Here is a 26355-nt window from a genome sequence, read left to right as displayed (position 1 = left end):
AACATAATGCGCGAGTGTAGAGACGCGTATTCGCGTCTCTATCGTTGCTGACGTTATTTATTAGCACAGCTCAGCTTCTATCGTTCAACGATGAGACGCGAATACGCGTCTCTACATTGTTCTAAATCAGAGATACATGCGGCAGAATATTGCCTCCGGGGCACCCTGGGAAAGTATTGTGGGTTATTCCAGAGCCGTGCGCATTGGCAACGTGGTGGAAGTAGCCGGTACTACGGCTCAGGATGGCGACTCCGTGACGGGCAGCACCGCCTACGAGCAAACCCGCCGGGCTTTGGAGAAGATTGCCGATGCCCTGACCCAGGCCGGAGCCGCGCTGACGGACGTGGTGCGCACCCGGATTTTCACCACCGACATCCGTCAGTGGGAGGAAATCGGGCGGGCCCACGGGGAATTTTTCGCCGGTATCCGGCCCGCGGCCACGATGGTCGAGGTTCGGGCGTTGATAGACGCCTGGCTGCTGGTGGAAATTGAAGCCACGGCCATTATTTCTTACCCCTAAAATACGCCTTTGCGCAGCCCCGCTGCGTATCTTAGCCCGCATACCGCCTAGCCATGAAATTATTCAAATCTGCCGACCTCATTCGCAAAAGCAAATACATCAGCCGGGACCTGAGCTGGCTGCGCTTCAATTACCGGGTGCTGGACATGGCCAAGGACACGAGCCGCACCCTGTTTGACCGGCTGCGGTTTCTGGCCATTACCTCGTCCAACCTCGACGAGTTTTTCATGATTCGGGTTGGCTCGCTCTACAACTACCTCGACTACGGTAAGGAGCGCGTCGACTACTCCGGGCTGCGGGAGCTGCCGTTCCGGCGCAAGCTGCTCGACTTTGCCCACCGCTTTATCAACGACCAGTCGTTGACTTACCAGAATGAGCTGAAGCCCCAGTTTGAAAAGGCCGGCTTCAACATTCTGCGGATGAGCGAGCTGACGGAATTGGAGCTCAAGAAGGCCGACGGCTACTTCAAGAACACCATCTTCCCGCTGCTCACCCCGATGGTGTACGACTCCTACCACGGCTTCCCGCTGATGATGAACCAGATGCTCATCTTCGGCGTGGTAACGCGCACCGGGCCCGACAGCGTGATGGACAATGGCCACGAGCGGCTCACCTTCGTGCAGATTCCGCAGAACCTCTCGCGCTTCTTTGAGCTGACCCGCAAGGACAAGGTGATTTTCGTGCCCATCGAGGAAATCGTGCGGGCCAACTTGCCCAAGCTGTTCCGCAACGTGGAAATTGTGTCGGCCGACCTGTTCCGCATCACCCGCAACGGCGACTTTACGCTGGAAGAGTCGGACGACATCGACGTGGACTTCATCAAGGAAATTCAGGTGGGCCTCAAAACCCGCAAGAAGGGCCGGGTAGTGCGCCTGGAGGTCGAAAACGACGCCTCCCCGGTGATGATGGCCGTGCTCAAGGAGCGCTGGAAGATTGACAACGGCAACGTCTTCGTCATCAATTCCCTGATCGACATGAAGGGGGTGCTGCAGATTCTGAAGCACCCGAACTTCCGGGGCAAGTCGACGCGGCAGCCGGCCCCGGTGACCCCGCTGAGCTTGCCCGACGGCGCCGAGGAAAACCTTTTTGAATTCCTCAAGCACCACGACGTACTGTTGCACCACCCCTACAACAGCATCGAGCCGGTGGTGCGCCTGCTGGAGCAGGCCGCCGAAGACCCGCACGTGCTGGGCATCAAGCAAACCATCTACCGCCTCGCCGACGACTCGCGGGTGACGGCCGCGCTGCTCAAGGCGGCCGAGAACGGCAAGCACGTTTCGGTCTTGTTCGAGGTGAAGGCCCGCTTTGACGAGGAGCGCAACATCCGGGAAGGCTCCCGCCTGGAAAAAGCCGGCTGCTTCGTGATTTACGGGGTGAGCAAGTACAAGACGCACACCAAGATGCTCATGATCATCCGCAAGGAAGGGGAGAAGGTGACGCGCTACGTGCACATCGGCTCGGGCAACTACAACGAGCAGACCAGCAAGATTTACACCGACGTGAGCCTGCTCACCACCAACGACGTGTATGGCCACGACGTGTCGGAGTTCTTCAACGTGATTACCGGCCACTCCCAGCCCGACGACTACGAATACCTGATTACGGCGCCCAAGGACATGCGCCAGCAGATTATTCACCTGATTCGGGAGGAAGTGCGCAACGCCAAAAAGGGGTTGCCCAGCGGCATTGTGATGAAGATGAACTCCCTGGAAGACAAGGAGCTGATCGACGAGTTCTACAAAGCCTCCAAGGCCGGGGTGCCGATTCGGTTCGTGGTACGGGGCATCTGCTGCCTGCGCCCCGGCCGACCGGGTTTGAGCGAGAATATCGAGGTGCGCAGCATCGTGGGCGACCTGCTGGAGCACTCCCGCCTGTTCTATTTCCACCAAGCCGGCAACCCGAAAGTGTACGCCGGCTCGGCCGACATCATGGTACGCTCCTTCGACCGGCGCATTGAGGCCTTGTTCCTGATTGTCAATCCCCAGCTCAAGCGCGAGGCCATCAGCATTCTGATGCTCAACCTGCTCGACAACCAGAATTCCTACCTGATGCGCGAAGACGGGGCCTACGTGCGCAACCGCCCGGCCACCGACGAGCCCATCGTGAACGTGCACCGCGACTTTTACCGCCGCGACGAGGAGCGCCTGGCCGCTGCTACTCCCGAAGGGTTGCTGCACCTGCTCTTCCAGCAAACCCGCCGCAACAAGCAGGAAGCCGACGATGCCGCCGCAATTCTGGCCGAGGAGGAAGCCAACGAGCTAGCCGAAGCCTGTGCCGAAGCGCAGGAAGAAGAGCTGGAAGAACTAGCTGAGCAGGCCGCCAAGGAGGTTTCCGTCGTGCAGGCCCTGGTTGATGGGGAGCCCGACGAAAAAGCCGACTTCGCCAATTCGTGAGTTGCTAGGGAGTCTATAAAAAGAACGTCATGTCGACCAACGGGAGACATCTCGCGTGCTTCGTTGTCATACCAATTTGATTACTGTGGCACGCGAGATGTCTCCCGTTGGTCGACATGACGAGCTAGTAAACAATAAAAAAGGCCCGCTGCATCGTTTGCAGCGGGCCTTTTTGCGTTATTCCATGCCGTTGGTGCGGCCCGGCACGGTGGCCAGGGGCAGATGGTCGGCGTTTTCGTTGAGCGGGTCTATTTCGTCGAAGTGCTGCTCGAACAGGGTCTGGAGCATGCCGTCCTTGAGGCCGATGTCGGGCACGATCATCTGGTTGATGTTGGACCACTCCATGGCTGACAGGTAGATGTGGCCGGCGGGCACGATGACGTCGGCGCGGTCGGGGTTGAGCATGGCCACGTTGACCCGCTCGTCCATCGTCATCTTGGTCAGATTATTCAGAATGGTGGCAATACGGCGGCGCGTCACGGGCTTGTCGAGCGAGGGTTGGGCCAGGCTGTAGAGCTTGTTGATGTTGCCGCCGGTACCGATGGCGCGGGTGACGTGGTATTTGCGGCCGTTTTCGCGCACCCAGTCTTCCATGCGCTGCCAGGTGCCGTTCAGCGCGTCGCTGTTCAGGCCGGCTTCTTCCTGCTGCATGCGCCGGATGGAGCCCACCTCAAACGACTGCGAAGCCACTTTGCGCCGGTCGTGGTAGATGTTGAACTCGGTGCTGCCCCCGCCCACGTCGATGTGCAGGTAGTGCTTGTTGTCTTCCAGCAGGTGCTCAATGACGCGGTTGATGTAGAAGGCCTCGTCCTGCCCGTCAATTACCTGAATCGGCATGTTGAGCTCCTTCTGCACCCGGGCCACGATTTCGGGGGCGTTGGCCGCCGTGCGCATAGCCGAGGTGGCGCACACCAGGTAGTGGGCCACGTCGTGCACCTCCATCAGCAGCTTCAGCGCGTGCAGAAACTTGACGAACTTCTCTTCCCGGGCCGGGGAAATGCGGCCCGAGGCAAACACGTCTTCGCCCAGCCGGAGCGGGTAGCGCACGTATTCTACCCGCTTGAGCCGGTACCGGTCGCCGTAGTGCAACACCGCTGAAATCTGACACCGAACAGCATTCGACCCAATATCAATAGCAGCCAGTTTCAGGAGCGGATAGTTCATACGGCGGAGGGAAAAAGTGGAAAGGGAGGCCAAAGATACGGGTTTGCCAAAAAGTAGGCTAGCCGAGTATTACCACCCATCGGCCCGGGGCGGACAGAAAAGTAGCGCAAAAAGCCCGTAAAAAAAGCCCGGTCCCAAAGAGGCCGGGCTTTTTGCATTACTGGACAACTTAACTATTGGTCGATCCGGAAGCCGACGCCGAACTGAATCAGCGCGCTTTGCTCCTCGGACGTTTGCACGGAAACAGACAAGGCCAGCTGGTCGGTAACGGGGGCAATATAGAAACCGCCGCCGTAGCCCGCGTGCCAGCCCCCGGGCGAGTCGCCCTTGAAGTAAACCCGGCCCTGGTCGTAGAAACCGAAAATGCCGTACGAGAAGGGCAGGAAGTTAGTTTGCACCCGGCCCAGCGCCAGGCGAATTTCGGTGTTCAGGTAAGCACTGGCGTCGCCGGTAAAGCGGTTCCGGTAGTAGCCGCGCAGGTTTTCGCGCTGCCCCAGGCTGGTGAATTTGTAGAACGGAATTTCGTCGTCGTTGCCGTAGTTTTTGGCCCCGCCGCCTTTCACTACGAACGTAACCGGAATACCCAGGCGGGCCGTGGCGTAGTACTCACCGAAGAGCTGGGTCAGGCCGAAGTTGCCCTCGGTGCGGTTGAGCTGGTGGTAGCTGTCGTGCTGGGCGCGGAGGCGGAAGCCCTTGCGGGCAAAGGTCTGCCGGTCGCGCAGGTCCAGGTCGAGCAGGGCGTTGAGGCCAATCAGGCGTTGGAAAGCCGTGTTGGGCCGCCGCTCATTGACGAGGGGCTGGCGGGTGTTCAACTCACCCAACAGGCTGTTATCGGCAAAGTTGGACTGGTACTGCTCGTACGTGGGGCCGAAGCGGAACACGCTGCGGTTCAGGAAAACCCGCTCGGTAAATACGCTGGCAATGTAGCCTTTGTAGCGGGCCTTGTAGAAGTTGTCGTCGTAGAGGTCCTGGTCGTTCTTGGTGTCGTTGCCCAGGCCGAAGAAGTTGTAGAACTGGAAGTAGCTGCCGTATTCGGCCCGCGCCCCGATGTCCCAGGACTTGATGGCGTGGCGGTGACGCATGTTCAGGGCCACCTGGAAGTTGCCGTTGGTGGAGCCCTGCACGTCGAAGCCGTAGAGGTTCTTGTAGTCGGGCTTGCGGAAGCCCTGGCGCACGATGTCGAACCCGGCCCCGGCCCCGAACCCGTCACTCTGGTTGTAAATCAGCGTGGCGCGCGGGTTGTAGCCGTCGTATTCGAAGGCTTCCCGGTCGTAGCGGTTCACGGCCAGCTTATCGGAGGTGTGGTTGTCGGTTTCCTTGCTCAGCTTGAGCTCGGTGTCGGTCAAATCGTACACCTTGGTTTTGGTGCGCAAGCCGCCCACGCTCGACTCGTCCGCAATCCGGTCTTTGCCGTCGCCGCCGATGATGCGCACCAGCACGCTCTTGCGGGCCTTGCCGGTCACGGTGAAAACGTCCTTGCCATCGAGGCCGTAGACGGCCACTTCGTCGGTTTCCTTGGGGTCGAAGGTCCGGTCGAACAGGGCATCGCCGTTGCTTTCGTCCGAGTCCTTGGCTTTGTCGAACATCTGCACCCGCACCTTACCGTCGTCGAGGCGCGTTACCTGGAACACCTCGGCCTTGTTGGAGCCGACCACGTCGACGCGCTTGGCCAGCATCAGGTAATACTCATCCAGGGCCTTGGGTAGCTCCTGAATGCGGGCCTTGAGCTTGCGGTTCAAATCGTTGCCCGAAATTGGCTGGATTTCCTTGGGCAGGGTGCCGGTGGCCTGGTCGATGGCCGCGGGCGTGATTTTCTCCTGCATGTACTTGGCAATCTGCTGCCACTGGTCCCGGGTAAGGGACTGGAGCAAAAACCGGTCGAGGTGACGGGCGGGCCAGTTCAGGCTTTCCATGTCGTGAAACTCGCTCTGGAAATCCTCGATGCTGGGCACGGCCCATTCGCGGTTGGCAATGTAAGTCAGCAGGCCGTTCCAGAGGGTGAAGCTCTGGTCCCGGTCGCGCGGAATGGGGCGGAAGATGGTTTTTTTGCCCTGCTTATAGCCGGCCCACTTCCAGTTGTCTTCGTGCTTGCCGAAGTCGGCCACCAGCATGTCGAAGGCCCGGGCCTTGCCCAGCGCCACGGCGTCAACCTGGTTGTCGTGGTCTTTGTAGAGCTGGCGGAAAAAGCTGAACGAGCGGCGCACCTCATCGGCTCCGCCGAAGCCGGGCAGGTTGGGCTTGGGGTCCACGGGCCGGTCTTCGAGCGTGCCCAGCAGCCCCGCGTAATCCTGGCGGTAGGGCCCGAGCTGGCTGTTGTCGGGCAGAATAAACAGCCGGGGCCGGGCGTGCAGAATGTCGGTCTGGTCGAGCAACGAGCCGGTAACCAGGGCCGAGTAGGGGTGGGCCGTGGGCGTAATGTCGCGCAGCACGTCGGCGGCAATGGAGTTGCGCAGCTCGGGCGGCAGAATGCGGGTCACGTCCTTATCCACGGAGCGGAAGACGTACTCCGAGGAGTCGGCGGCAATGAGCTTGACGGACGTCGTCTGGCGGCCGCCGCCTTTGCCGAAAATGCGCAGCCCGCCTTTTTCCGCGGCCAGATCCAGGGTTTTTACTTCCACCGGCTGGGTCCAGGACGTGCGGTAGAGCGGGCCTAGGAAAAACCGTTTGCCGGGTCCGGCTTTGTACTGGGGGCCCGGGGCTATGGTAACGGTGGGCTGAAACGGCGCGTCGGGCTTGGCATCGGCCACGCCTTTCGGGGCCGAGGGGCACTCCGGAATAAAGGCATTGACGGGCACGTTCGGCAGGCGCGGCTCGGTGCAGGCCGACTGAAACAGCGTCGCGTTGTAACTTTCCTGGGCCGGGTTGCCATCCTTGGCAAACGTGTAGAAAAAGGATTTTACCGTACCGTCGGCGTAGTAGTCGAGCTTGGAAAAGCCTTCCTCCGCCTTGTTGTACAGGGCCCGGGAATTGGAACCTACGTGCTCCTCCTCCGCGAAGCTGCCCGACACGATATGGTAATTGTCTTCGAAGCGGGTGAGCTGCAGGCTGTAGTCGTGGGCGGCGGCGTACACCACGCCGGGGTTTTCCTTCAGGGTGCTGAGCATGTTTTTGCGCAGGTCGCTGTAAGCCGGGTTGGCCAGGTCGCGCGGGGTGCCCACGTTCTGCCGGTAAGCGGCGTACACCGAGCCAAACACGGGCAGCGGCACGCCATTACCGAACGGGAACAGGTGGCGACCCAGCGGAATCCGGCCCCCGTACACGCCGTTGCTCATCACCGGGTGGTGGCCCACGACCAGCACGTTTTTGCCCTTGGTTTCGTCGAGCACGTCCTGGAGCTGCTCCCGAAACTCTTCCTTGGTCATCGTCTTGCACTCGGTGTCGGGCGCTTCGGGCCGGTCGTAGGGGTGGGTCCACCAGGGCGAGTTGATGGCCACCAGGCGCACGTTGGGCGCTACGTCGATGATTTCGGGGCCGGGGCAGCCGCCGGTGGGCAGAAAGGCATTCTGGCCCGGCAGCTTCTGCTCGATATACTCTTCCAGCCGCTTCACCTTCTTCAGGCCGTCGGGGCCGGAGTTGTCCCAGTCTTTGTCGCCGGGCACGAAGTAGATGCGGCCGTTGGGCAGGCCCTGCACCAAGGCAATCAGCTGGTCGAGGCGGGCCGTGGTTTGGGCATCGGGCTCTTTTTTCAGGCCTTTGTTGCCGGCAATGTCACCGAGGTGAACCACCGTAAAAGGGCCTCGCTGCTGCTCCAGCTGCTGCCGCAACGCCCGCAAATGGCCTTCCGACACGGCGTCGCCGGCGGTATTGCCAAGCAGGAAAACAGAGTGGGCAGCGGGCTGATTCTGGGCAAAAACAGGAGCCGATAGTGTGGTAAGCAGCGCTGCCAGGAGCAGACGGTAGGATTTTCGCATGAGGGAAGCGAATCGTAGGATAGAGGTATTCTCTCCTGTACGGAAGAAACCTCATCAGGGTGCGTCAACCTGCCGTATTGGCTTGCGGCGAGCCGAAAACGCGCTTTCCCAGCAGCAGCACCAGGCATGGAATGCCCACCCACACGGCCTCGCTGCGCAGCACCCGCAAGGCCGCCGCGCCGGCGAACCGCTTCACCCCGATGGGCGACACCTGAATGGGGCGAAACCCGAAGAAGTAGCGGTGCGGCTCCCACGGGCTCAGAAACGCCACGCCCAGCCCGCCCGTGGTCATGGCGTCGAGCACGCCGTGCGACGCCGTGGCCAGAAACAGCAGGAGCCACAGGCGGAGCCGGGGCGGGGCACTGCCGGGGCGAAATAGCCGCACCAGCAGCACTAGCCCCGAGGCCAGCACCAGCGCCGCCAGAACCGAGTGCGTCAGGCCCCGGTGGCCCCACAAACTATCATACGCTACCCCAAGCTTGAAGCCGACCACGTCGGCATCGGGCAAAACGGCGCAGGCAGCGGCCAGCAGCCACCAGGGCCGGTTGGGGCGGGCCGGCAGCAGCAGATAGCCCAGCGTGGCGCCCAGCAGCGCGTGTCCGAAAGCAGAAGCCATACAGAGTTAGTTGGACGTCTGAGCCAGTAATTCGGCGGCGATGCGCGGCACGCCCACCGTGGCCGGCTCGCGCACAAAGTGCAGACCCGGCCGGGCCGACATGGGCGGCTGATTAGGGTCGATGATATAGGTGGGGCAGCCCGTGGGCGTGTAGTGCACCAGGTTGGCGGCCGGGTACACCTGCAGCGACGTGCCCACCACGAGGAAGATGTCGGCCGTAGCGGTTTCCTCCATAGCCCGCTCCATCAGGGGCACGGCCTCGCCGAACCAGACGATGTTGGGCCGCAGCTGATGGCCTTTTTCGCACTGGTCGCCCAGCGCAATCCGGTCCCCCGTCATGGGGTACACCAAGTGTTCAAAGCGGGTGCTGCGCGACTCGAACAGCTTGCCGTGCAGATGGATAACGTGGCTGGAGCCCGCCCGCTCGTGCAAGTCGTCCACGTTCTGGGTGATGATAACCACCTCGTAGGCTTGTTCCAGGGCTACCAGCGCCCGGTGGCCGGCGTTGGGCTGGGCCGCGCGGGCAGCCTGGCGGCGCTGGTTATAAAACTCCAGCACCAGCTGCGGGTTGCGGGCCCAGCCTTCGGGCGAGGCTACGTCTTCCACCCGGTGACCTTCCCAGAGCCCATCCGAGCCCCGGAAGGTGGCCAAGCCACTTTCGGCGCTGATGCCGGCTCCGGTGAGGGCTACAATCTTCTTTTTCATAGCTGATTTCTACTGGCTAAAAGCGGCGCAGCTGGTCCGTGGTGAAGTCCCATTCCGGTGTTTCCAGCGGGGCCCGCTCCTCCAGAGCGTACCACGGACTCAGCTTTGCATCCTGCAGATTACGCAAAACGTGGATTTCCTGAGCGGGCATGTAACTCTGGGCCAGCAAAAAATACCGCCGGCCCGTCCGGGGGTTCACGCTCACGTCGAGTACCAGCACCGCGTGGCCCGGCGCGCCGCCCTGCACGAATACGTCGCCGGGCTGCAGCATGGCCATAGCCACGGGCTGCATCTCGCGGGCCACCGACCGGGTGCCGGCATACGTGAAAATCTGGTCGAGGTAGCGCCGGAACACCGCGTACGTGGGCTGCTCCACGGCTTTGGGAGCCGCTACCACGTCCTCGCCCTGCACCCGGAAGCCCTTGCCCGCGTACCAGTCGGAAAACCAGATGTCGTGCCCGCTGGTCAAATGAAAGTGCACCTTGTCGGGGTTTTGGCCAAACAGATATTCCGCCCGCAGCCGGATGACGGCGTCGGCACACTGCTGTAGGTCGCGGCGGCCCACGTCGATGCGCACCACGGCCGCGTGCACGGTTTGGGGTTTCTTGAGCTGGCCGTTGTAGAGGTGCACGGCCGCTCCGGCCGGCCGCAGTGGCAGATACCGTAGCCAGAACCCGAACGAGCCGGCCGCCACCGGTACCCGCGCCGCGCCGGCGGGCGGCACAAAACGACTGGCCAGGGTTTGGCGGGCATCATAGTGGTCCGCGGCCAGCCAGGAGTAGGGGTGGGCCGCCGGGCGCTGGGCGAAAGCCACCCCAGGCAGCCACAGCAGCAGGCAGATTACGGTTTTTGTCACGGACGAAAGAAGGTAGAAGGTGCCACTCCACAACGCCGCAACCGTCCCGGAATTTTACGGACCCAAAAAAAGCCCCTCCGCAGATCTGCGGAGGGGCTTTTTCGTACCTTAAGGAGCTGCTTACTTCGCCTTGGCGGCGGGCTTCTTCGCCGCCGGTTTTTTGGCGGCTGTGCCCGTGGCTTTCTTGGCCGCCGGCTTTTTCTTGGCGGGCTTATCGGCCGTGTCTTCCGCGGCGGGCGCGGCTTTCTTGGCGAAACGCCCCCCTTTGGCGGGCTTGTCGGGCGTGGCGTCGGCCAACTCCAGGCAGCGCTCCAGGGTCAGCTCGGCCGGCTCTTCGCCCTTCGGAATCTTCACGTTTTTCTTGCCCACCACGATGTAGGGGCCGAAGCGGCCGTTGAGTACCTGCACGTCCTCGCGGCCGGGGAAGTCCTTAATCAGGCGCTCGGCATCGGTTTTGCGCTTGGCCTCAATCAGGTCGACGGCCTCCTGCGCCGTGATGGTGTGCGGGTCCTGCTCCTTGGTCAGGGAGTAGAACTTGCTGTCGTGGCGGATGTAAGGCCCGAAACGACCCAGCGCGGCCGTCATGTCCTTGTCCTCAAACTGCCCCACGATGCGCGGCAGCTTAAACAAATCCAGCGCCTCTTCCAGCGTGATGTTCTCAATAAACTGGCCTTTGCGCAGGCTGGCGTACACCGCTTTTTCGCCTTCCGGCGCGCCTTCTTTGGGCTCGATCTGCACGTAGGGGCCGTAGCGGCCCAGGCGGGCGGTGAGCTTCTGCCCGGTTTCGGGGTGAATGCCGATTTCGCGGGTCGAGCCCAGCGTGCTGCGCTCAATGTCCTGGCCCCGCTCGATGGTTTCGTGGAAGGTGCCGTAGAAGTCGGCCAGCATCTTGCCCCACTGTTCCTGCCCGTTGGCAATCAGGTCGAACTCACCTTCGACTTTCGCCGTGAACTGGTAGTCGATGATGATGGGGAAGTGCTCGACCAGGAAGTCATTGACGACCATCGCCGTATCGGTCGGGAAGAGCTTGGCTTTGTCGGCCCCGAAGGTTTCGGTTTTGGCCTCCGTCTTCACCTCGTCGCCTTCCAAGGTCAGCACGTGGAACTTGCGCTCCTTGCCTTCCCGGGTGTCTTTCTCCACGTAGCCCCGCTTCTGAATGGTGCTGATGGTCGGCGCGTAGGTGGAAGGCCGGCCGATGCCCATTTCCTCTAGCTTTTTCACCAGGGAAGCTTCCGTGTAGCGGGCCGGGGGCGAGGAAAACCGCTCGGTGGCCCGCAGCAGCTGCAAGGGCAGCTCCTGACCGACGCTCAAGGGCGGCAAGCCGCGCGAAAACGACGACTCCGTAGATACTTCTTCGTCCAGGGTTTCCTCGTCTTTCGACTCGCTGTAGGCCTTCAGAAAGCCCTCAAACGTAATGACTTCGCCCGTGGCCGTGAGCGGCGTGCCGGGCTGGGTGCTGATGCCGATGGTAGCCACCGTGCGCTCAATCGTGGCGTCGGCCATCTGCGAGGCCATGGCCCGCTTCCGGATCAGGTCGTAGAGGCGCTGCTCGGCTGAGTCGGAGCCGGCTTTCACCAGGGCAAAGTCGGTGGGCCGGATGGCTTCGTGGGCTTCCTGGGCCGAGGCCGACTTGGTTTTGAAGTGGCGGGTGTGGGCGTATTCGGGGCCGTAGGCGGAGCTGATTTCGGCCTTCGCCGCCGCCAGCGCGTCCTGCGAGAGGTTCACCGAGTCGGTCCGCATGTAGCTGATCTTACCGGCTTCGTACAGCTTCTGGGCCACGCTCATCGTCTGGGCCACCGAGAACCCCAGCTTGCGCGAGGCTTCCTGCTGCAAGGTCGAGGTGGTGAAGGGCGGCGCGGGGCTGCGCTTGCCGGGTTTCTTCTCCAGATTCTCAATCTGGTAGGTAGCCCCGATGCAGCGCGCCAGAAATTCCTGGGCCTCGGCCTGGGTCTTGAAGCGCGTGGGCAGCTCGGCTTCCAGCACGGTGCCGCGGCCTGCGTCGAAGCGAGCCGTCACGCGGTACGCCGACGACGATTTATGCTGGTTGATTTCCCGCTCCCGCTCCACTACGAAGCGCACCGCCACCGACTGCACCCGGCCCGCCGACAAGCCGGTTTTTACCTTTTTCCACAGCACCGGGCTCAGCTCGAAGCCCACCAGCCGGTCGAGCACGCGCCGGGCCTGCTGGGCATTCACCAGGTTCAGGTCAATTTCCCGGGGATTGTCGATGGCGTTGAGGATGGCATTCTTGGTAATCTCCCGGAACACGATCCGCCGCGTTTTGGCTTCGTTCAGGTTCAGGGTTTCCGACAGGTGCCAGCTGATGGCTTCTCCTTCGCGGTCATCGTCACTCGCCAGCCACACCGTTTCGGCTTCCTTCGCCAGCTTTTTCAGCTGGGAAATGATTTCCCGCTTGTCCGGCGAGACGACGTACGTGGGCTTGAAGCCATTATGAATGTCAATGGCATTATTATCCTTGGGCAGGTCGCGGACGTGGCCGAAACTGGATTTAACGATAAAGTCCTTGCCCAAGTAGCCTTCGATGGTTTTGGCTTTGGCAGGAGACTCTACGATGACTAGATTTTTGACCATATAAGGCGTAGGAGAGGGCGGGATTGAACAGGACTCGGACTAGGAAACGGCCGAGGGAAAGGAAAAGTTGAATTTTGCCGCAAAGATGCTGGAATAATCCGGTGCGCCACCGCACCCGGCCGCAATTATGCCGACCCGACCCGGTTGGGGCGCAGGTTTTGCAACGCCCCAACCCCGGCAAGTAGTTCACTAGGTGGGAGTTTGGGGAATGATTTGAACAAACCGCGTCGAATGTGGTTCGGAAAGCCGTATTTGCTACCTTTGTAAGTCTAGGAACTGCTTTCGGGTGGTTTCCGGTTTACAGCTTCGCCTCTCTACTCCAGGCTTCGCAACCCTACCCCTTGTATGGCTCCAGGTAAGACTACCAAGAATACGACTACGCCGGAAAACAATGCTCCCGAGCAGGATTCCCCGTCTTCGCCTCTCACTTCTGCCCCCAATCCTTCCGCTGCCTACGACCGGAGCACGCTGCTGCGGCCGGCCGGCGCGCGTACCAGCTCCGACATTACCCGCAAACGCGGCAGTGGCCGGGGCTCGGAGGACAGCCAGGAAGCCGACTACGTCAACGACCAGCTCAACCGGGTGCTCTACGCCCTCGACGCCTTTAAGAAAGGCGACGTGTCGGTGCGCCTGACCAAGCAGAACGACGACATCTTCGCCGAAATTGCCGAAGCCTACAACTCGATGGTAGAGATGATCGGCGGGGTAGGGGGCGAAGTGTCGCGCATTTCCAAGGTTGCCGGGGTAGAGGGCAACCTGAAAGCCCGCGCCTCGGCCGAAAACGCCTCGGGCTTCTGGCGCGACATGATCAACAATATCAACGGCCTGGTGGACAGCATCGCCGTGCCGGTATTGGAGGTAGGCAAAGTACTGAAGAACATCAGCAAGGGCAATCTGGACGAAACCTTCCAGATTCCGGTGTCGGGCGACTTCAAGGTGATGGCCGAAACCATCAACAAGACCATTGACAACCTGAACCTGTTCGCCGGCGAAGTAACCCGCGTGGCCCAGGAAGTAGGCACCGAGGGCAAGCTCGGCGGCCAGGCCTCGGTGCCCAACGTCGGCGGCGTGTGGAAGCAGCTGACCGACAACGTAAACACCATGGCCCTGAACCTGACCTCGCAGGTACGGGACATTGCCAACGTGGCCACCGCCGTAGCTAAAGGCGACTTGTCGCAGAAAGTAACCGTTGACGTAAAGGGCGAGCTGCTGCAACTCAAGCAGAACCTGAACCAGATGGTGGACTCGCTGAACCTGTTTGCCGGCGAGGTAACCCGCGTGGCCCAGGAAGTAGGCACCGAGGGCAAGCTCGGCGGCCAGGCTTCGGTGCCCAACGTGGCCGGGGTGTGGAAAGAGCTGACCGACAACGTAAACTACATGGCCTCGAACCTGACGTCTCAGGTACGGGACATTGCCAACGTAGCCACCGCCGTAGCCCGCGGCGACCTAAGCCAGAAAATCACCGTTGACGTGAAGGGCGAGCTGCTGCAACTCAAGCAGAACCTGAACCAGATGGTGGACTCGCTGAACCTGTTTGCCGGCGAAGTAACCCGCGTGGCCCAGGAAGTAGGCACCGAAGGTCGCCTCGGCGGCCAGGCCTCGGTACCCAGCGTGGCCGGGGTGTGGAAAGAGCTGACCGACAACGTAAACTACATGGCCTCGAACCTGACCCTTCAGGTGCGGGACATTGCCAACGTAGCTACCGCCGTAGCAAGAGGCGACTTGTCGCAGAAAATCACCGTTGACGTGAAGGGCGAGCTGCTGCAACTCAAGCAGAACCTGAACCAGATGGTGGACTCGCTGAACCTGTTTGCCGGCGAAGTAACCCGCGTGGCGCAAGAGGTAGGCACGGAAGGCAAGCTCGGCGGCCAGGCCTCGGTACCGAACGTGGCCGGGGTGTGGAAAGAGCTGACCGACAACGTAAACTACATGGCCTCGAACCTGACTTCTCAGGTACGAGACATTGCCAACGTGGCTACCGCCGTAGCCCGCGGCGACTTGTCGCAGAAGATGACGGTAAACGTGAAGGGCGAAATCCTGGAGCTCAAGAACATCTTGAACCAGATGGTGGACTCCCTGAACATCTTCGGTGACGAAGTAACCCGCGTGGCCCGCGAAGTAGGTACGGAAGGTAAACTCGGTGGCCAGGCCAACGTGCCCCGCGTCGGTGGTACCTGGAAAGAGCTGACCGACAACGTAAACACCATGGCCGCCAACCTGACTTCTCAGGTGCGCGACATCGCCAACGTAGCAACGGCCGTAGCCAAAGGCGACCTGACCCAGAAGATGACGGTAGATGTGAAAGGCGAGATTCTCGACCTGAAAAACATCCTGAATCAGATGGTGGACTCGCTCAACATCTTCGCCGGCGAAGTAACCCGCGTGGCCCGCGAAGTAGGTACCGAAGGTATCCTGGGCGGCCAGGCCAACGTGCCCAGCGTATCGGGTACCTGGAAGGACCTCACCGATAACGTAAACACGATGGCCTCGAACCTGACCAGTCAGGTGCGGGACATTGCCAACGTGGCCACCGCCGTAGCCCGCGGCGACCTGAGCCAGAAGGTGACGGTAAACGTGCGCGGCGAGCTGTTGCAGCTGAAGGAAAACCTCAACCAGATGGTGGACTCGCTCAACACGTTCGGCGACGAAGTAACCCGCGTAGCCCGTGAAGTAGGCACCGAAGGTCGCCTCGGCGGCCAGGCCGTAGTACCCAACGTGCGCGGTACCTGGAAGGACCTCACCGACAACGTAAATACGATGGCCGCCTCGCTGACAAGCCAAGTGCGCGACATTGCCAACGTAACCACCGCCGTAGCCCGCGGCGACTTGAGCCAGAAAGTTTCGGTAGATGTTAAAGGCGAGCTGCTCGACCTGAAGGACAACATCAACCGGATGGTGGACTCCCTGAACATCTTCGCCGGCGAAGTAACCCGCGTGGCCCAGGAAGTAGGTACCGAAGGTCGCCTCGGCGGCCAGGCCAACGTGCCCAACGTATCGGGCATCTGGAAAGACCTGACCGACAACGTAAACACGATGGCGGCCAACCTCACCACCCAGGTACGAGGCATTGTGAAGGTAGTAACCGGCGTATCGCAGGGTGACTTGACTCAGAAGCTGCGCCTCGAAGCCAAAGGCGAAGTGGCCGAGCTCGCCGACACCATCAACCGCATGGTGGACGACCTGAACCGACTCGCCCTCGAAGTAAGCCGCGTGGCGAAGGTGGCCGGGGTAGAAGGCAAGCTGACCGAACGCGCCACCGTAGGCGGCGTATCGGGCTCGTGGAAGGAAATCGTGGATACGCTCAACGACCTGATCGAATCCATTGCCTCGCCGGTACTCGAAGTGTCCCGCGTGGTACGCGCCATTTCGGAAGGTGATTTGACCCAGAAAGTTGAGATTCAGACCGCCGGTGACATCCTGGCCATGTCGAATGCCTTGAACATCGCCGTGGAAAATCTCAACGAGCTGCTCGGCGAAATCAACGACTCGTCGCAGATCGTAGGGGAGTCGTCGGAGGAAATGGCCGCCAAGGGCCAGGAGATGAGCCGGGTGACGGTTGACGTGGCTTTGGCCATGCAGCAGATGGCCGAAGGCGCCCAGAACCAGGCTTTGAAAACCGACCAGGCCTTTAAGCTGATTGAAGAAATCATGCAGGCCACGAAGGAAACGGCCGGCAAAGCCGACATCGTGAACAAATCGGCTATCCTGGGTGAGCAAACCTCGCAGCTCGGTCTGAAAACGGTGGCCGAGGTGGTAAAGAACATGGAGGAAATCTCCAACGCTGCCGCCCAGACCAGCAAGACCATCGAAGTACTGAGCACCCGCTCCCAGGAAATCAGCAAGTCGCTGGGCGTTATCACCGACATTGCCTCCCAGACCAACCTGCTGGCCCTGAACGCCGCCATCGAAGCCGCCCGCGCCGGGGAAGCCGGCCGTGGTTTCGCCGTGGTAGCCGAAGAAATCCGCAAGCTGGCCGAAGGCTCCCGCAAGTCGGCCTCCGAAATTGCCACGCTGGTAGAGGACGTTAAAAAAGATACGACCTCGGCCGCCACCGCAATTTCGACCATGGAAGGCCGAGTTCTGAAAGGCAAAAACGCAACGTTCGAAGCGTCCAGCGCCTTTAAGAACATTGCCACCTCCAGCGGCGAGACGCTCCGCACCTCCCGCGACATTCTCACGGCTACCGAGGTGCAGAAAACCTCGATTGGCGACGTAGTAAAGTACGTGGAAGAAGTGGTAGCCATTGCCGAGCAAACGGCTTCCGGTACCCAGCAAGTGGCCAGCACCGCCAAGCAGCTGTCCTCGTCGATGCAGGAGCTGACCACTTCGAGCCAGAACCTGACCGACATTGCGGACGACCTGCAAGTAGGTCTGTCGGCCTTCCAGCTGATGGAAGACCTGATGCCGGAACCCGAGCCCGAGCCTCAGCGTGGCCTGCGCCGCATGAGTGCCCCGCGCGCTGCCGCGCCGCTGCCCGCCGCCCCCGCGGCTACCCGGGAAAGAACGCCCCGCCGGACTGCGGCCGTAGCGGCCCCCGAGCCGCGCCGGGGCGCGGCCAGCGCGCCTGCCCGCAAAGCAGCCCGCAAGGCCGCCGTTGAGGCCCCCGCCCCAGCGGCTCCCAAGGCGGAAAGCAAGGCAGCGCCGGCCGCCAACAACCGCCGACTGAGAAACAGCAAGCCGGCGGCCCAGCCCGAAAATGAGAACGGCAAAGCCGCGGCAAAGCCCACGGCCAAAGCCAAGACCAAGTAATTCACTTCCATCATCATGTTGAGAAAATCCGGTTGCGCCCCGCGCGCCGGCTTTTCCCACGATTTCCAGCATGGCTGAATCAGAACCTACCAGCGAGAAGAAGGCAGTGAAGCAGGATAAGCTTATTCAGCTTATCGTGTTCCGGCTGGGCGACGAGGAATATGGTATCCGCATCGAGCAGGTGAAGGAGGTAACGGTAACGCCGGAAATTGCCCGGATGCCCAAAACTCCGGCATTCGTAAAAGGCATTGCCAACCTGCGCGGCGACATTATTGCCATCATCGACCTGGAGGAGCGCTTTAAGCTGCGGCCCGCGCACCAGCCCCTGCCGTCGATGAGCTACACCCTGGCCATTGAGGCCAAGGAGTACACCATCGGTATCGTGGTGCGGGAAGTGCCCCAGCCGCTTTCCATTCCGCTTTCCATTCTTGAAAAGGCTCCCGAGTTTATTCAGGATATCAATATCCAGGACAAGTACATTGAGGGAATTGCTAAGGTAGACGGGCGCATTATCATCGTGCTCGACATGCCCAAGCTCCTGTCTCCCACGGAAATCATGCAGCTGCAGCCGAAATAAAATATCTTCCCCGGCAGCCCCCCGTACACAGGCTTGATTTCTTCAACTCGTCCGTTTTCCTCATTCCGACTCACTGACCTACCCCATATGAAAAACCGCATTCTCATCGTAGACGACTCGTTCTACATGCGTACGATGCTCAAGAATATGCTTACCGACGCTGGCTACGAAGTCGTTGGCGAAGCTGCCAATGGTCAGCAGGCGCTGGAAATGGCCAGTGCCACCCGTCCCGACCTGATTACCCTCGACGTTATTCTGCCCGACAACACGGGCTTGGACGTGCTCAAAGGCATCCGCCAGGAACAGCCCGACGTGAAAGTGGTGATGTGCAGCGCCGTCGGCCAGGAAGTAATTGTCAACGAAGCGCTGGAAAGCGGTGCTACCGCTTACATCGTGAAGCCCTTCTCGGAAGAGAAAGTACTGGAAATCGTGGGTGGCGCGCTGCAAACCCAGGATTCGGGCTCGACGGAAGACTAACCTTCCGGCTTCCTGATTTCTGCAATATCCCAGTAGTAAACCCCTAACGTTGCGTTTTCGCGCGTTTTAATCCGCTCAGTGCACAAAGTTTCCGCCCCTTTTACCGTGTTGCTCGGTGCCCTGCCGCCTTTTGTGCGGCTGGAACTGACTAGAGTGCTGCATGCCGAGCCCGATCTGCGGGTTATCGGCACGGCTACTAGCGCGACGGAACTAGTGGCGCAGGCGCGGCGGCTGCGCCCCGGGCTGGTTATTGCCGGCCCGGATCAGCTGGCGGGCCTGGAACGCCTGACCCGACAGTATCCCGTGCCGGTGCTGCTCTACGGCACGGCCGGTCCTTTGCCCCCCGAAGCCACCCAGTGGGGCGTCTACGACTCCCTGCCCCAGGTACTGGGCAAAGACCACCCGGAGTTTGCCCAGTATCGCGCTGACTTGCTGACCAAGGTGCGGGCCGTAGCTCAGCCGCCGGTAGCGGCCATCAAGCGCCCGATCATCTCGTTGCCGCCCAGCGGAGTTGCCGTCGTAGGTGGCTCGACGGGGGGCGCGCAGGCCGTCGAGGCCCTGGTGCGGGCGTTGCCGGCTACGCTGGCCAGCGCCGTGCTGGTCGCCATTCACCTGCCGGCCCACTTCACCGACTCGTTTGTGAACCGGTTGCGCCGCGCTACGGTGTTGCCGGTGGTAGCCGCCGAGTCGGGTACCAAGCTGGAAGCGGGCAAGATCATCGTGGCGCCTGGCGGCCAGAACACCGTCGTCAAAACCCTGACCCGCGGCCCGTGGCTGTCCTGGCACACTGAGTTTACCGACGAAGTCAGCCCGGTAGCGGAGGAACCCTCCGTTGATTTGCTGATGCAATCGGTGGCGCGCGCCGTGGGCCGCAACGCGCTGGGCGTAGTTCTCACCGGCCTGGGCCGGGATGGGACGCTGGGGGCCCAGAGTATCCGGCAGCACGGCGGCTTTGTCGTGGCGCAGGATGAGGCCTCCTCGGCCGTGTTTGGGATGCCTAAGTCGGTTATTCAGACCGGGGCCGCCAACATTGTTTCGCCCCTGCATGAAATTGCCGGCTACGTCAGCCACTTGGCCACGCAGCTGCGCATCAACCGGGTTTCTTCTTTCTCATCGTCAACGCAACTAGCTACCCGATGAAATCCAGAGAAGAGGAATACCGGGAGATTTTCATGGCCGAGGCGCTCGAATATTACGACGCCATGAGTCGGCATATCAGCGAGCTGGAGAAAGACCCCGACGACGAAAAAGCCCTGCATGAGCTGTTCCGGCTGATGCACAACCTGAAGGCCAACGCCCGGGCTATGGGCTTCAACGACATCGGTGAGGTAGCGCACCGCATGGAAACCATCTTCGGCCTGATCCGCAGCAAGGAGCGGGCCTTTGCCGGTTCGCTGGTGCCGGTGCTGTTTGCCGGCGTCGACACGCTGGGCGGCATGATCCGGGCGGTGGACCAGGATGAGGCCGTGGCCAATTCGGACAAGCTGCTGCACAACCTGGACCTGCTGGTGCAGGGGGAGGAGCCCATCCTGGAATCGGAAGAGAAGAATGCCGACGAGGATGCTTCGCGCAAGCTGGAGCTGTCCGACCTGGTATACATTCAGATCAAGAAGCTTGACCACCTGCTCAATTTGGTGGGCGAGCTGATCATCGACCGGGACCGGATAATGACCCTGAGCCAGGAAATCGGCAGCCCGGCCCTGCAGGCGGCGGCTTCGCACCTGTTCCGCATTGCCGACGACCTGCAGTACAGCGTCATGGACGCGCGCCTGGTGAACGTCGGGTCGCTGTTCAACAAATTTCCGCGGGTGGTGCGCGACGTGGCCGTGGCCGAAAAGAAGGAAGTTGAGCTCACCATCAACGGGCAGGACATCCAGATTGACCGCAACATCCTGCAGATTATTACCGATGCCCTGCTGCACCTAGTGCGCAACGCCATTGGGCACGGCCTGGAAACGCCCGAAGAGCGCCGCCGCGCCGGCAAGCCCGAGCAAGGCAACCTGACGCTGTCGGCCCAGACGGAGCGCGACGACGTGCTGATTCAGGTTATCGACGACGGCAAGGGCATTGACGTGGAGCAGGTGCGCCGCAAAGCCGTAGAGCGGGGCTTGGTAACCACGGAAGCGGCCCGCTCCCTGGATGCCAGCGCCGTGCGGGCCTTCCTGTTTGAGCCGGGCTTTTCGATGGCCAAGGAAGTAACCGACATTTCCGGGCGCGGCGTGGGCCTCGACGTGGTCAAGCTGGCCATCGACTCGCTGGGCGGGCAGCTGCGCGTCGATTCCGTACTTGGCCAGGGCACTACCTTCACCCTGGTGCTGCCAACTTCCATTGCCGTGAAAGGCGCGCTGCTTTTCGAGCTGGAGGAACGTAGCTACGCCATTCCGCTGATGCACACCGACTCGGTGGTATCGTTGCAACCCAACGACCTGCACGTAGTGGGTGGTATTCTGATGGCTCGTTTGCTCGGGGAAAATGTTCCTGTTGTAGATTTGCGCCAATTGCTGCACAGCAATGATGGTCCCTTGCTGCCCGCTGTTAAGGCGGAGCTGCAGGGCCGGCAGGATATCATCATTGTTAACTACAATAACCGTAAACTGGGCTTAATTGTAGACCGTTTCCTGCGCCAGCAGGACATTGTTATCAAGCCCATGAGTAAACCGCTGGATATGATTGACTTGTTTGGGGGCGTTACGCTCCTGGGCAGCGGTCAAGTCTGTCTGGTGATTGATGTACCGGCGCTGACGCGACTTTTCTTAGCCAAGCGGCCGTAACCAAATGCGAAATTCGGGTTTCCTGGCAACAGGGCGCCCTTCAATTGACTGACACCTATGGATTTGCACATGACGGAACTAGAGCGTGATATTATCCGCGAGATTCTGAACATTGGGTTGGCCCGCGCGGCCGATTCCTTTGCAGTTATCGCGCAGGAAAAGGTATTGCTGGAGGTTCCGAATCTGGACATCATGCCCGGGAGCAACATCCTGGATAAGGTGCACGAGTTTGAAGGCACGCACGCCATCATCCAATCCGACATTCGCGGCGAGTTCAACGGCACCACGCTGATGTTCTTCTCCGGCCAGCACGTGCAGCGCCTCTCGCGGGTGTGCCTGCGCATGTCGGTGCCCGACTCCATCAACATCGACGAGATGCAGGAGTCGCTGCTGCTGGAAATCAGCAACATCATCACCGGGGCGCTGGTTACGCAGCTGGCCAACATTCTGAAGGCCAAGATCTATGGTGCGCCGCCCAAAGCGCCCAAGGGCAACATTGCCGGCTCGCTGCACACCTTGCTGGAAAGCCAGCCCAAGGTGCAGCCCCTGATTTTCTCGGTTATCACCCAATTCTCCGACAAGGAAAACTCGGTGGAGCTGCCACTGATGCTGTTTTTTGACCGCAACACGTTCGAGAAAATCCTGGAGATTATCCGGACCTACGACTTCCTGGGTGGCCAGGAAAACAAGGCCTAGACACGCCCCAAGCGTGCTTGACTGTCCTACCGATGCGCGCGAAGCCTGACTCTGAGCAGGCTTTACCGGCCTCAGGTGGGACAGTTGCGTTTTAGTGCCGGCTGCTCCGCTTCTTTTCACTTTTAGCTTTCATTTTATGGCTAACTCTCCCTCTCCAAGCCTGGAAAAAAAACTCGCCGCCTTCGACCCCAATGCCTTGGGTGACACGGCCGGCGGCCTGTACGGATTGCCCTTCACCGTGGACGAAGCGCAGGTGGTGGTAGTGCCCGTGCCGTGGGAAGTAACCGTTTCGTACCGCGGCGGCACGGCCCAGGGCCCCGAGGCCATCCGCGAAGCCTCCCTGCAAGTCGACCTCTACGAACCCGATATTCCGGAAGCCTGGCGCATGGGGCTGGCGATGGAAGAGGAAGACGAGAAAGTAGCCGAGGAAAGCCGCAGCCTGCGTACCCTGGCCGCCGAGTACATCGGCTGGCTCGAAGCCGGGCAGCCGGCCGACCAGGCCAAGAACTTTGCCACCGTGCCCGCCCGGGTTACTGAGCGCGGCAAAGCCCTGCTCGACTACCTCAAGCAGAAAACCGGGGCCTACCTCGATGCCGGCAAGGGCGTGGTGCTGCTGGGCGGCGACCATAGTACTCCGCTGGGCTACATGCACGCCCTGGCCGAGCGCCACGAGGAGTTTGGTATTCTGCAGATCGACGCCCATTGCGACCTGCGCCCGGCCTACGAAGGCTTTCAGTACTCGCACGCTTCCATTATGTACAACGCCCTGCAACTGCCCCAGGTCAAGAAGCTGGTGCAGGTGGGCATCCGGGATTTGTGCCAGCAGGAAGCTGAGTTGGTGGATCAGTCGGGCGGACGCGTGGTGATGTTCCACAACCGGTTTTTGTCGAACGAGAAGTTTGCCAAGAAGTCGTGGAAGAAGGTCTGCGGCAAAATCATTGCCCAGCTGCCGCCCAAAGTCTACCTGAGCTTCGACATCGACGGCCTGGACCCCAAGCTTTGCCCCGGCACCGGCACGCCCGTGCCCGGCGGCCTGGAGTTTGAGGAAGCCCTGTACCTGATTCGCACCATCGTTGAGTCGGGCCGGGAAATCATCGGCTGCGACCTGAACGAGGTAGCGCCCGGCGACACCGAGTGGAACGCCATTGTGGGGGCGCGGCTGCTGTTTCAGATGGCGCACTGGATGGGCGTTTCCCAGGGCCGCATCAAGGCCAAGGTTTCGGAAAAGTAGGCCCGGGTCAACGGAGTGCCCTTTTTTTCGTAAGGTTGTGAGTTCCTAGTGGAGCTTCAGTCCCTTCCTCACCCCAACCACACGCTGACCTATGGGTTTCATCCTCAAACTGCTGCTGACCGCCATCATCACCTACGTGCTGGCCCGTTTCCTGCCCGGAGCGCACCTGGGCGGCTTCACCGATGCCATCCTGCTGGTCATCGTGCTGGCCATCCTCAACGCGGTGCTCAAGCCCATCCTGAAGATTCTGGGCTTTCCCATTACCGTGCTGACGCTGGGTCTGTTCCTGCTGGTTATCAACGCCGTCATCGTGCTGCTGGCCGACTGGCTGCTGGCCGGCTTCAAGCTCGACGGCTTCCTTTCGGCCCTGATCTTCAGCGTCGCACTGTCGTTGGTAACGTCGGTGGTGGATATGGTTATCGACTAACCGATTAGCATTCCATACACAGAAAAGCCCGGTTCTACGACCGGGCTTTTTTGTTGGTTTCGGAATGCTGGCGCTTATTCCGTTGCGGGCCGACCGAAGCCTATACCAGCCAGGATTATGCTCCGGTAGCCCGCCTTCGCTGCCAACTCTTGCCGGGCCAGCCGCGAAGAGAAAGCCGCGCCGGGCAGTCAGTGCGGAAGCTTTTCGCGCAGGGCGCTGTAGGTCCAGGTGCCGGCCAGCGCGGCCAAAATGAGCACTGCCGCGCTGGCCACGCCACTGCCCAGCTGGGCAAACATCGGCCCCGGGCAGGCCCCCGTGAGGGCCCAGCCCAAACCGAAAATTATGCCGCCAATCCACGCGCCGTGGGTATACTTCTTGTCGGCGAGGGTAATAACCTCGCCATTGAGGCTTTTCAAGCGGTTGCGCTTGATGAGCTGGAGGGAAACCAGGCCAACGGCAATAGCCGAGCCGATGACCCCGTACATATGGAAGCTCTGAAAGCGGAACATTTCCTGAATGCGCCACCAGCTCACCACTTCACTTTTGGTAAGGATAATGCCGAATAGTCCGCCCAGCACCAGGTATTTCAGGTTTTTCATGGGTCAGGGGTTAGAACAGCAACGGATAAATTACCCAGGTCATCAGCAGGCCACCCACGAAGAAGCCAATGACGGCCACCAGCGACACCCACTGCAGGTTCGACAGGCCCGCAATGGCGTGGCCCGAGGTACAGCCCCCGGCGTAGCGCGTACCGAAGCCGACCAGAAAGCCGCCCAGCACCAGGAACACCCAGCCTTTCCAGTTGGCCAGGTTCTCCAAAGCAAACAGCTCGTTCGGCAGCAGGCCCGAGAAGTCCGTCAGCCCCATCTGGGCTTTGAGGTCGCGCACGGTTTCGGCCGAAATGGCCACGGTAGCCGGATGGCCCAGCACCTGGTAGCCAACAAAGCCGCCGATGACGATGCCCAGCACGAAAAACAGGTTCCAGCTTTCGGCCCGCCAGTTATACGTCAGGAAGGGCAGGCCGGCGGGCACGCAGGCGGCGCAGAGGTGGCGCAACGAGGAGCTGATGCCCAGGGTCTTGTTGCCCAGCAGCAGCAGGGCCGGTACCGTCAGCCCGATGAGCGGGCCGGCCACGTACCAGGGCCAGGGCTGGCGAAGAAAATCAAGCATGCGAGTGAAAGCGTAAGAAATACAAAAAGAGACTACGGCGTGAGGAGCGTAACGGCGAAACGAAAGTCACGGCCGGACCAATTAGAGAAGCTAGTGGCTGACCGCCGCCGGGTGGAAGGATTTTACGGCTTCGCCCAAATCCAGCACCGGAGTGCCGGGCAGCGCGGCGGCCACGATGCTGGCACCCGCCGCCGAGCGGTAGCCGCCGGCGCAGTGCACCACCACCGGCTTGTCGGTCGGAAGCTGCCGGGCCCGTTCCCGCAGCTCCGGTAGCGGAATGCTCAGCGAGGGCGCGAAAATCGGTTCGTCGCGGTGCTCACCGGCGCTGCGGATGTCCACGATTGTGTATTGCTCCGGGTGTTGGCGGAAAGCCGCTACGTCCAGCGTGGGCAGCGTGGCTGTCGGAGTGGGCGTACCGATCAGGGCACCCTGCACCCGCGCCTCATAGCCGATTTTGGCGGCTTTCTGAATCAGGTTTTCCCGCGTTGCCTCGTCGGCCGCAAGCAGGTAGAACGGCTCTTCCGGGCCCACGATGGAACCCAGCCAGGTTTCGAACTTGCCGCCCTGCTGGATGTTGATGGCGCCCGCCACGTGGCCCTGTTTGAACTCGGCTTCGGGACGGGTGTCAACAATCACCGCCCCAGCTGCCAGAGCGGTGCCGGAAGCCAGACGGTTCACCTGCTGCACGCTCGGGGCGTAAGCCGGGGCGCCGGTCCTGTTCAGGGCCACGTCGTAGCCGAAGTATTGGGGAACGAAGGGCTGGTCAGCGAGCAGCTCCGAGACAAATTCCTCTTCGCTCAGCGCGCGCAGCATCGGGTTGCCGAATTTCTCGTCGGCAATGGTGCTCTGGGTAGCCCCGCTCAGGGCCTTGCCGCAGAGCGAGCCTGCGCCGTGGGCCGGGTACACCAGCACGTTGCCGGCCAGCACCATGAGCTTCTCGCGCAGCGAGTAATACAGCTGCCGGGCCAGCTCCTCGCGGGTGGCCGTCAGGTTACCGGCTTTCTCGCGCAGGTCGGGGCGGCCTACGTCGCCAATAAACAGCGTGTCGCCGGTGAACACGGCCACGTCCTGGCCCTCGCGGCTCAGCACAATGCTGATCGAGTCGGGCGAGTGACCGGGCGTGTTCAGAGCCCGAAAGGTGAGTTTGCCGACCGTAAACGACTGACCCTCATCGAAGGCCGCGTGGGGATATTCGGCCCCCAGCAGCTTGCTCACGCGGATGGTGGCTCCGGTGTGCCGGGCAATTTCCAGGTGGCTGCTCACAAAGTCGGCGTGGGGGTGCGTTTCGATGACGCTCACGATGGTGGCGTCATTTGCCCGGGCGTAGTCGTAGTAAGGCTGCGGGTCGCGGGCGGGGTCGATGAGCACGACTGCGCGGGCGCACTCGCTCAGAATGGCGTAGGAGAAATGAGCCAAGCCCTTGTCTTCAAACTGTTCGATTTTCATGACCAAAAGCGGTTGGGAGGTGAGAGGAAGCGAAAAAATAGGTAGGAGAAATTC

19 protein-coding genes are annotated in these 26355 nt (G+C 61.2%); 10 read left to right on the top strand and 9 right to left on the bottom strand.

Annotation, left to right across the window (positions count from 1 at the left end; genetic code table 11):
* The first annotated feature begins 136 nt into the window (after positions 1-136).
* Positions 137-520, top strand: coding sequence for a RidA family protein (locus tag E5K00_RS05985; RefSeq protein WP_135462337.1), 384 nt, complete (start codon positions 137-139; stop codon positions 518-520).
* A 53-nt stretch (positions 521-573) separates the two neighbouring features.
* A complete protein-coding gene (ppk1, locus tag E5K00_RS05980) occupies positions 574-2913 on the top strand; it encodes a polyphosphate kinase 1 (RefSeq protein ID WP_135462336.1) in 2340 nt (779 codons plus the stop codon).
* Positions 2914-3090: 177 nt separating this feature from the next.
* Here ppk1 and E5K00_RS05975 read toward each other — a convergent pair whose 3' ends face one another.
* The 6 genes from E5K00_RS05975 to topA all read right to left on the bottom strand — a co-directional run bounded on the left by E5K00_RS05975 (position 3091) and on the right by topA (position 12757).
* A complete protein-coding gene (locus E5K00_RS05975) occupies positions 3091-4077 on the bottom strand; it encodes a Ppx/GppA phosphatase family protein (protein WP_210114279.1) in 987 nt (328 codons plus the stop codon).
* A 173-nt stretch (positions 4078-4250) separates the two neighbouring features.
* Positions 4251-7988 (bottom strand): hypothetical protein, encoded by a 3738-nt coding sequence (locus E5K00_RS22785; RefSeq protein WP_167856761.1) that lies wholly within the window; start codon positions 7986-7988, stop codon positions 4251-4253.
* Positions 7989-8052: 64 nt separating this feature from the next.
* Positions 8053-8604 carry a metal-dependent hydrolase gene (locus E5K00_RS05965; RefSeq protein ID WP_135462335.1) on the bottom strand — a complete coding sequence of 184 codons (552 nt, stop codon included), beginning with the start codon at positions 8602-8604 and terminating at the stop codon, positions 8053-8055.
* 6 nt (positions 8605-8610) lie between these two features.
* A complete protein-coding gene (locus E5K00_RS05960) occupies positions 8611-9309 on the bottom strand; it encodes an SIR2 family NAD-dependent protein deacylase (RefSeq protein WP_135462334.1) in 699 nt (232 codons plus the stop codon).
* A gap of 16 nt (positions 9310-9325) precedes the next feature.
* Complete coding sequence (locus tag E5K00_RS05955) at positions 9326-10165, bottom strand: DUF4846 domain-containing protein (protein ID WP_135462333.1); 840 nt, start codon at positions 10163-10165, stop codon at positions 9326-9328.
* 120 nt (positions 10166-10285) lie between these two features.
* Positions 10286-12757 (bottom strand): type I DNA topoisomerase, encoded by a 2472-nt coding sequence (gene topA / locus E5K00_RS05950; RefSeq protein WP_135462332.1) that lies wholly within the window; start codon positions 12755-12757, stop codon positions 10286-10288.
* Positions 12758-13102: 345 nt separating this feature from the next.
* Here topA and E5K00_RS05945 point away from each other — a divergent pair, with 345 nt between their 5' ends.
* The 8 genes from E5K00_RS05945 to E5K00_RS05910 all read left to right on the top strand — a co-directional run bounded on the left by E5K00_RS05945 (position 13103) and on the right by E5K00_RS05910 (position 23685).
* Positions 13103-17506, top strand: a complete 4404-nt coding sequence (locus tag E5K00_RS05945) for a HAMP domain-containing protein (RefSeq protein ID WP_245328220.1) — start codon at positions 13103-13105, stop codon at positions 17504-17506.
* 70 nt (positions 17507-17576) lie between these two features.
* On the top strand, positions 17577-18083 hold the full coding sequence (locus E5K00_RS05940; protein WP_135462331.1) for a chemotaxis protein CheW: 507 nt from the start codon (positions 17577-17579) through the stop codon (positions 18081-18083).
* Positions 18084-18170: 87 nt separating this feature from the next.
* The gene (locus E5K00_RS05935; protein ID WP_135462330.1) at positions 18171-18560 is read left to right on the top strand and encodes a response regulator; all 390 of its coding nucleotides are present in this window, start codon (positions 18171-18173) and stop codon (positions 18558-18560) included.
* 78 nt (positions 18561-18638) lie between these two features.
* Positions 18639-19700, top strand: coding sequence for a chemotaxis protein CheB (locus E5K00_RS05930; protein WP_167856760.1), 1062 nt, complete (start codon positions 18639-18641; stop codon positions 19698-19700).
* A complete protein-coding gene (locus E5K00_RS05925) occupies positions 19697-21331 on the top strand; it encodes a chemotaxis protein CheA (protein ID WP_135462328.1) in 1635 nt (544 codons plus the stop codon). The genes E5K00_RS05930 and E5K00_RS05925 overlap by 4 nt, the downstream gene beginning before the upstream one ends.
* A gap of 57 nt (positions 21332-21388) precedes the next feature.
* Complete coding sequence (locus E5K00_RS05920; RefSeq protein ID WP_245328219.1) at positions 21389-22027, top strand: chemotaxis protein CheC; 639 nt, start codon at positions 21389-21391, stop codon at positions 22025-22027.
* A 136-nt stretch (positions 22028-22163) separates the two neighbouring features.
* Positions 22164-23258 (top strand): agmatinase family protein, encoded by a 1095-nt coding sequence (locus E5K00_RS05915; RefSeq protein WP_135462327.1) that lies wholly within the window; start codon positions 22164-22166, stop codon positions 23256-23258.
* Between the two features lie 91 nt (positions 23259-23349).
* On the top strand, positions 23350-23685 hold the full coding sequence (locus E5K00_RS05910; protein WP_135462326.1) for a phage holin family protein: 336 nt from the start codon (positions 23350-23352) through the stop codon (positions 23683-23685).
* Positions 23686-23873: 188 nt separating this feature from the next.
* Here E5K00_RS05910 and E5K00_RS05905 read toward each other — a convergent pair whose 3' ends face one another.
* The 3 genes from E5K00_RS05905 to E5K00_RS05895 form a co-directional block, all read right to left on the bottom strand.
* Complete coding sequence (locus E5K00_RS05905) at positions 23874-24284, bottom strand: DUF6691 family protein (RefSeq protein WP_135462325.1); 411 nt, start codon at positions 24282-24284, stop codon at positions 23874-23876.
* Positions 24285-24294: 10 nt separating this feature from the next.
* A complete protein-coding gene (locus E5K00_RS05900) occupies positions 24295-24855 on the bottom strand; it encodes a YeeE/YedE family protein (RefSeq protein ID WP_135462324.1) in 561 nt (186 codons plus the stop codon).
* Between the two features lie 90 nt (positions 24856-24945).
* Positions 24946-26301 carry an MBL fold metallo-hydrolase gene (locus tag E5K00_RS05895; RefSeq protein ID WP_135462323.1) on the bottom strand — a complete coding sequence of 452 codons (1356 nt, stop codon included), beginning with the start codon at positions 26299-26301 and terminating at the stop codon, positions 24946-24948.
* Between the last annotated feature and the right edge of the window lie 54 nt (positions 26302-26355).

It is taken from the genome of Hymenobacter aquaticus (assembly GCF_004765605.1).
In the GTDB taxonomy this organism is placed as follows: Bacteria; Bacteroidota; Bacteroidia; order Cytophagales; family Hymenobacteraceae; genus Hymenobacter; species Hymenobacter aquaticus.
The sequence above is the reverse complement of the archived record's forward strand: the minus strand, read 5'-3'. Positions and strand labels throughout refer to the sequence as shown.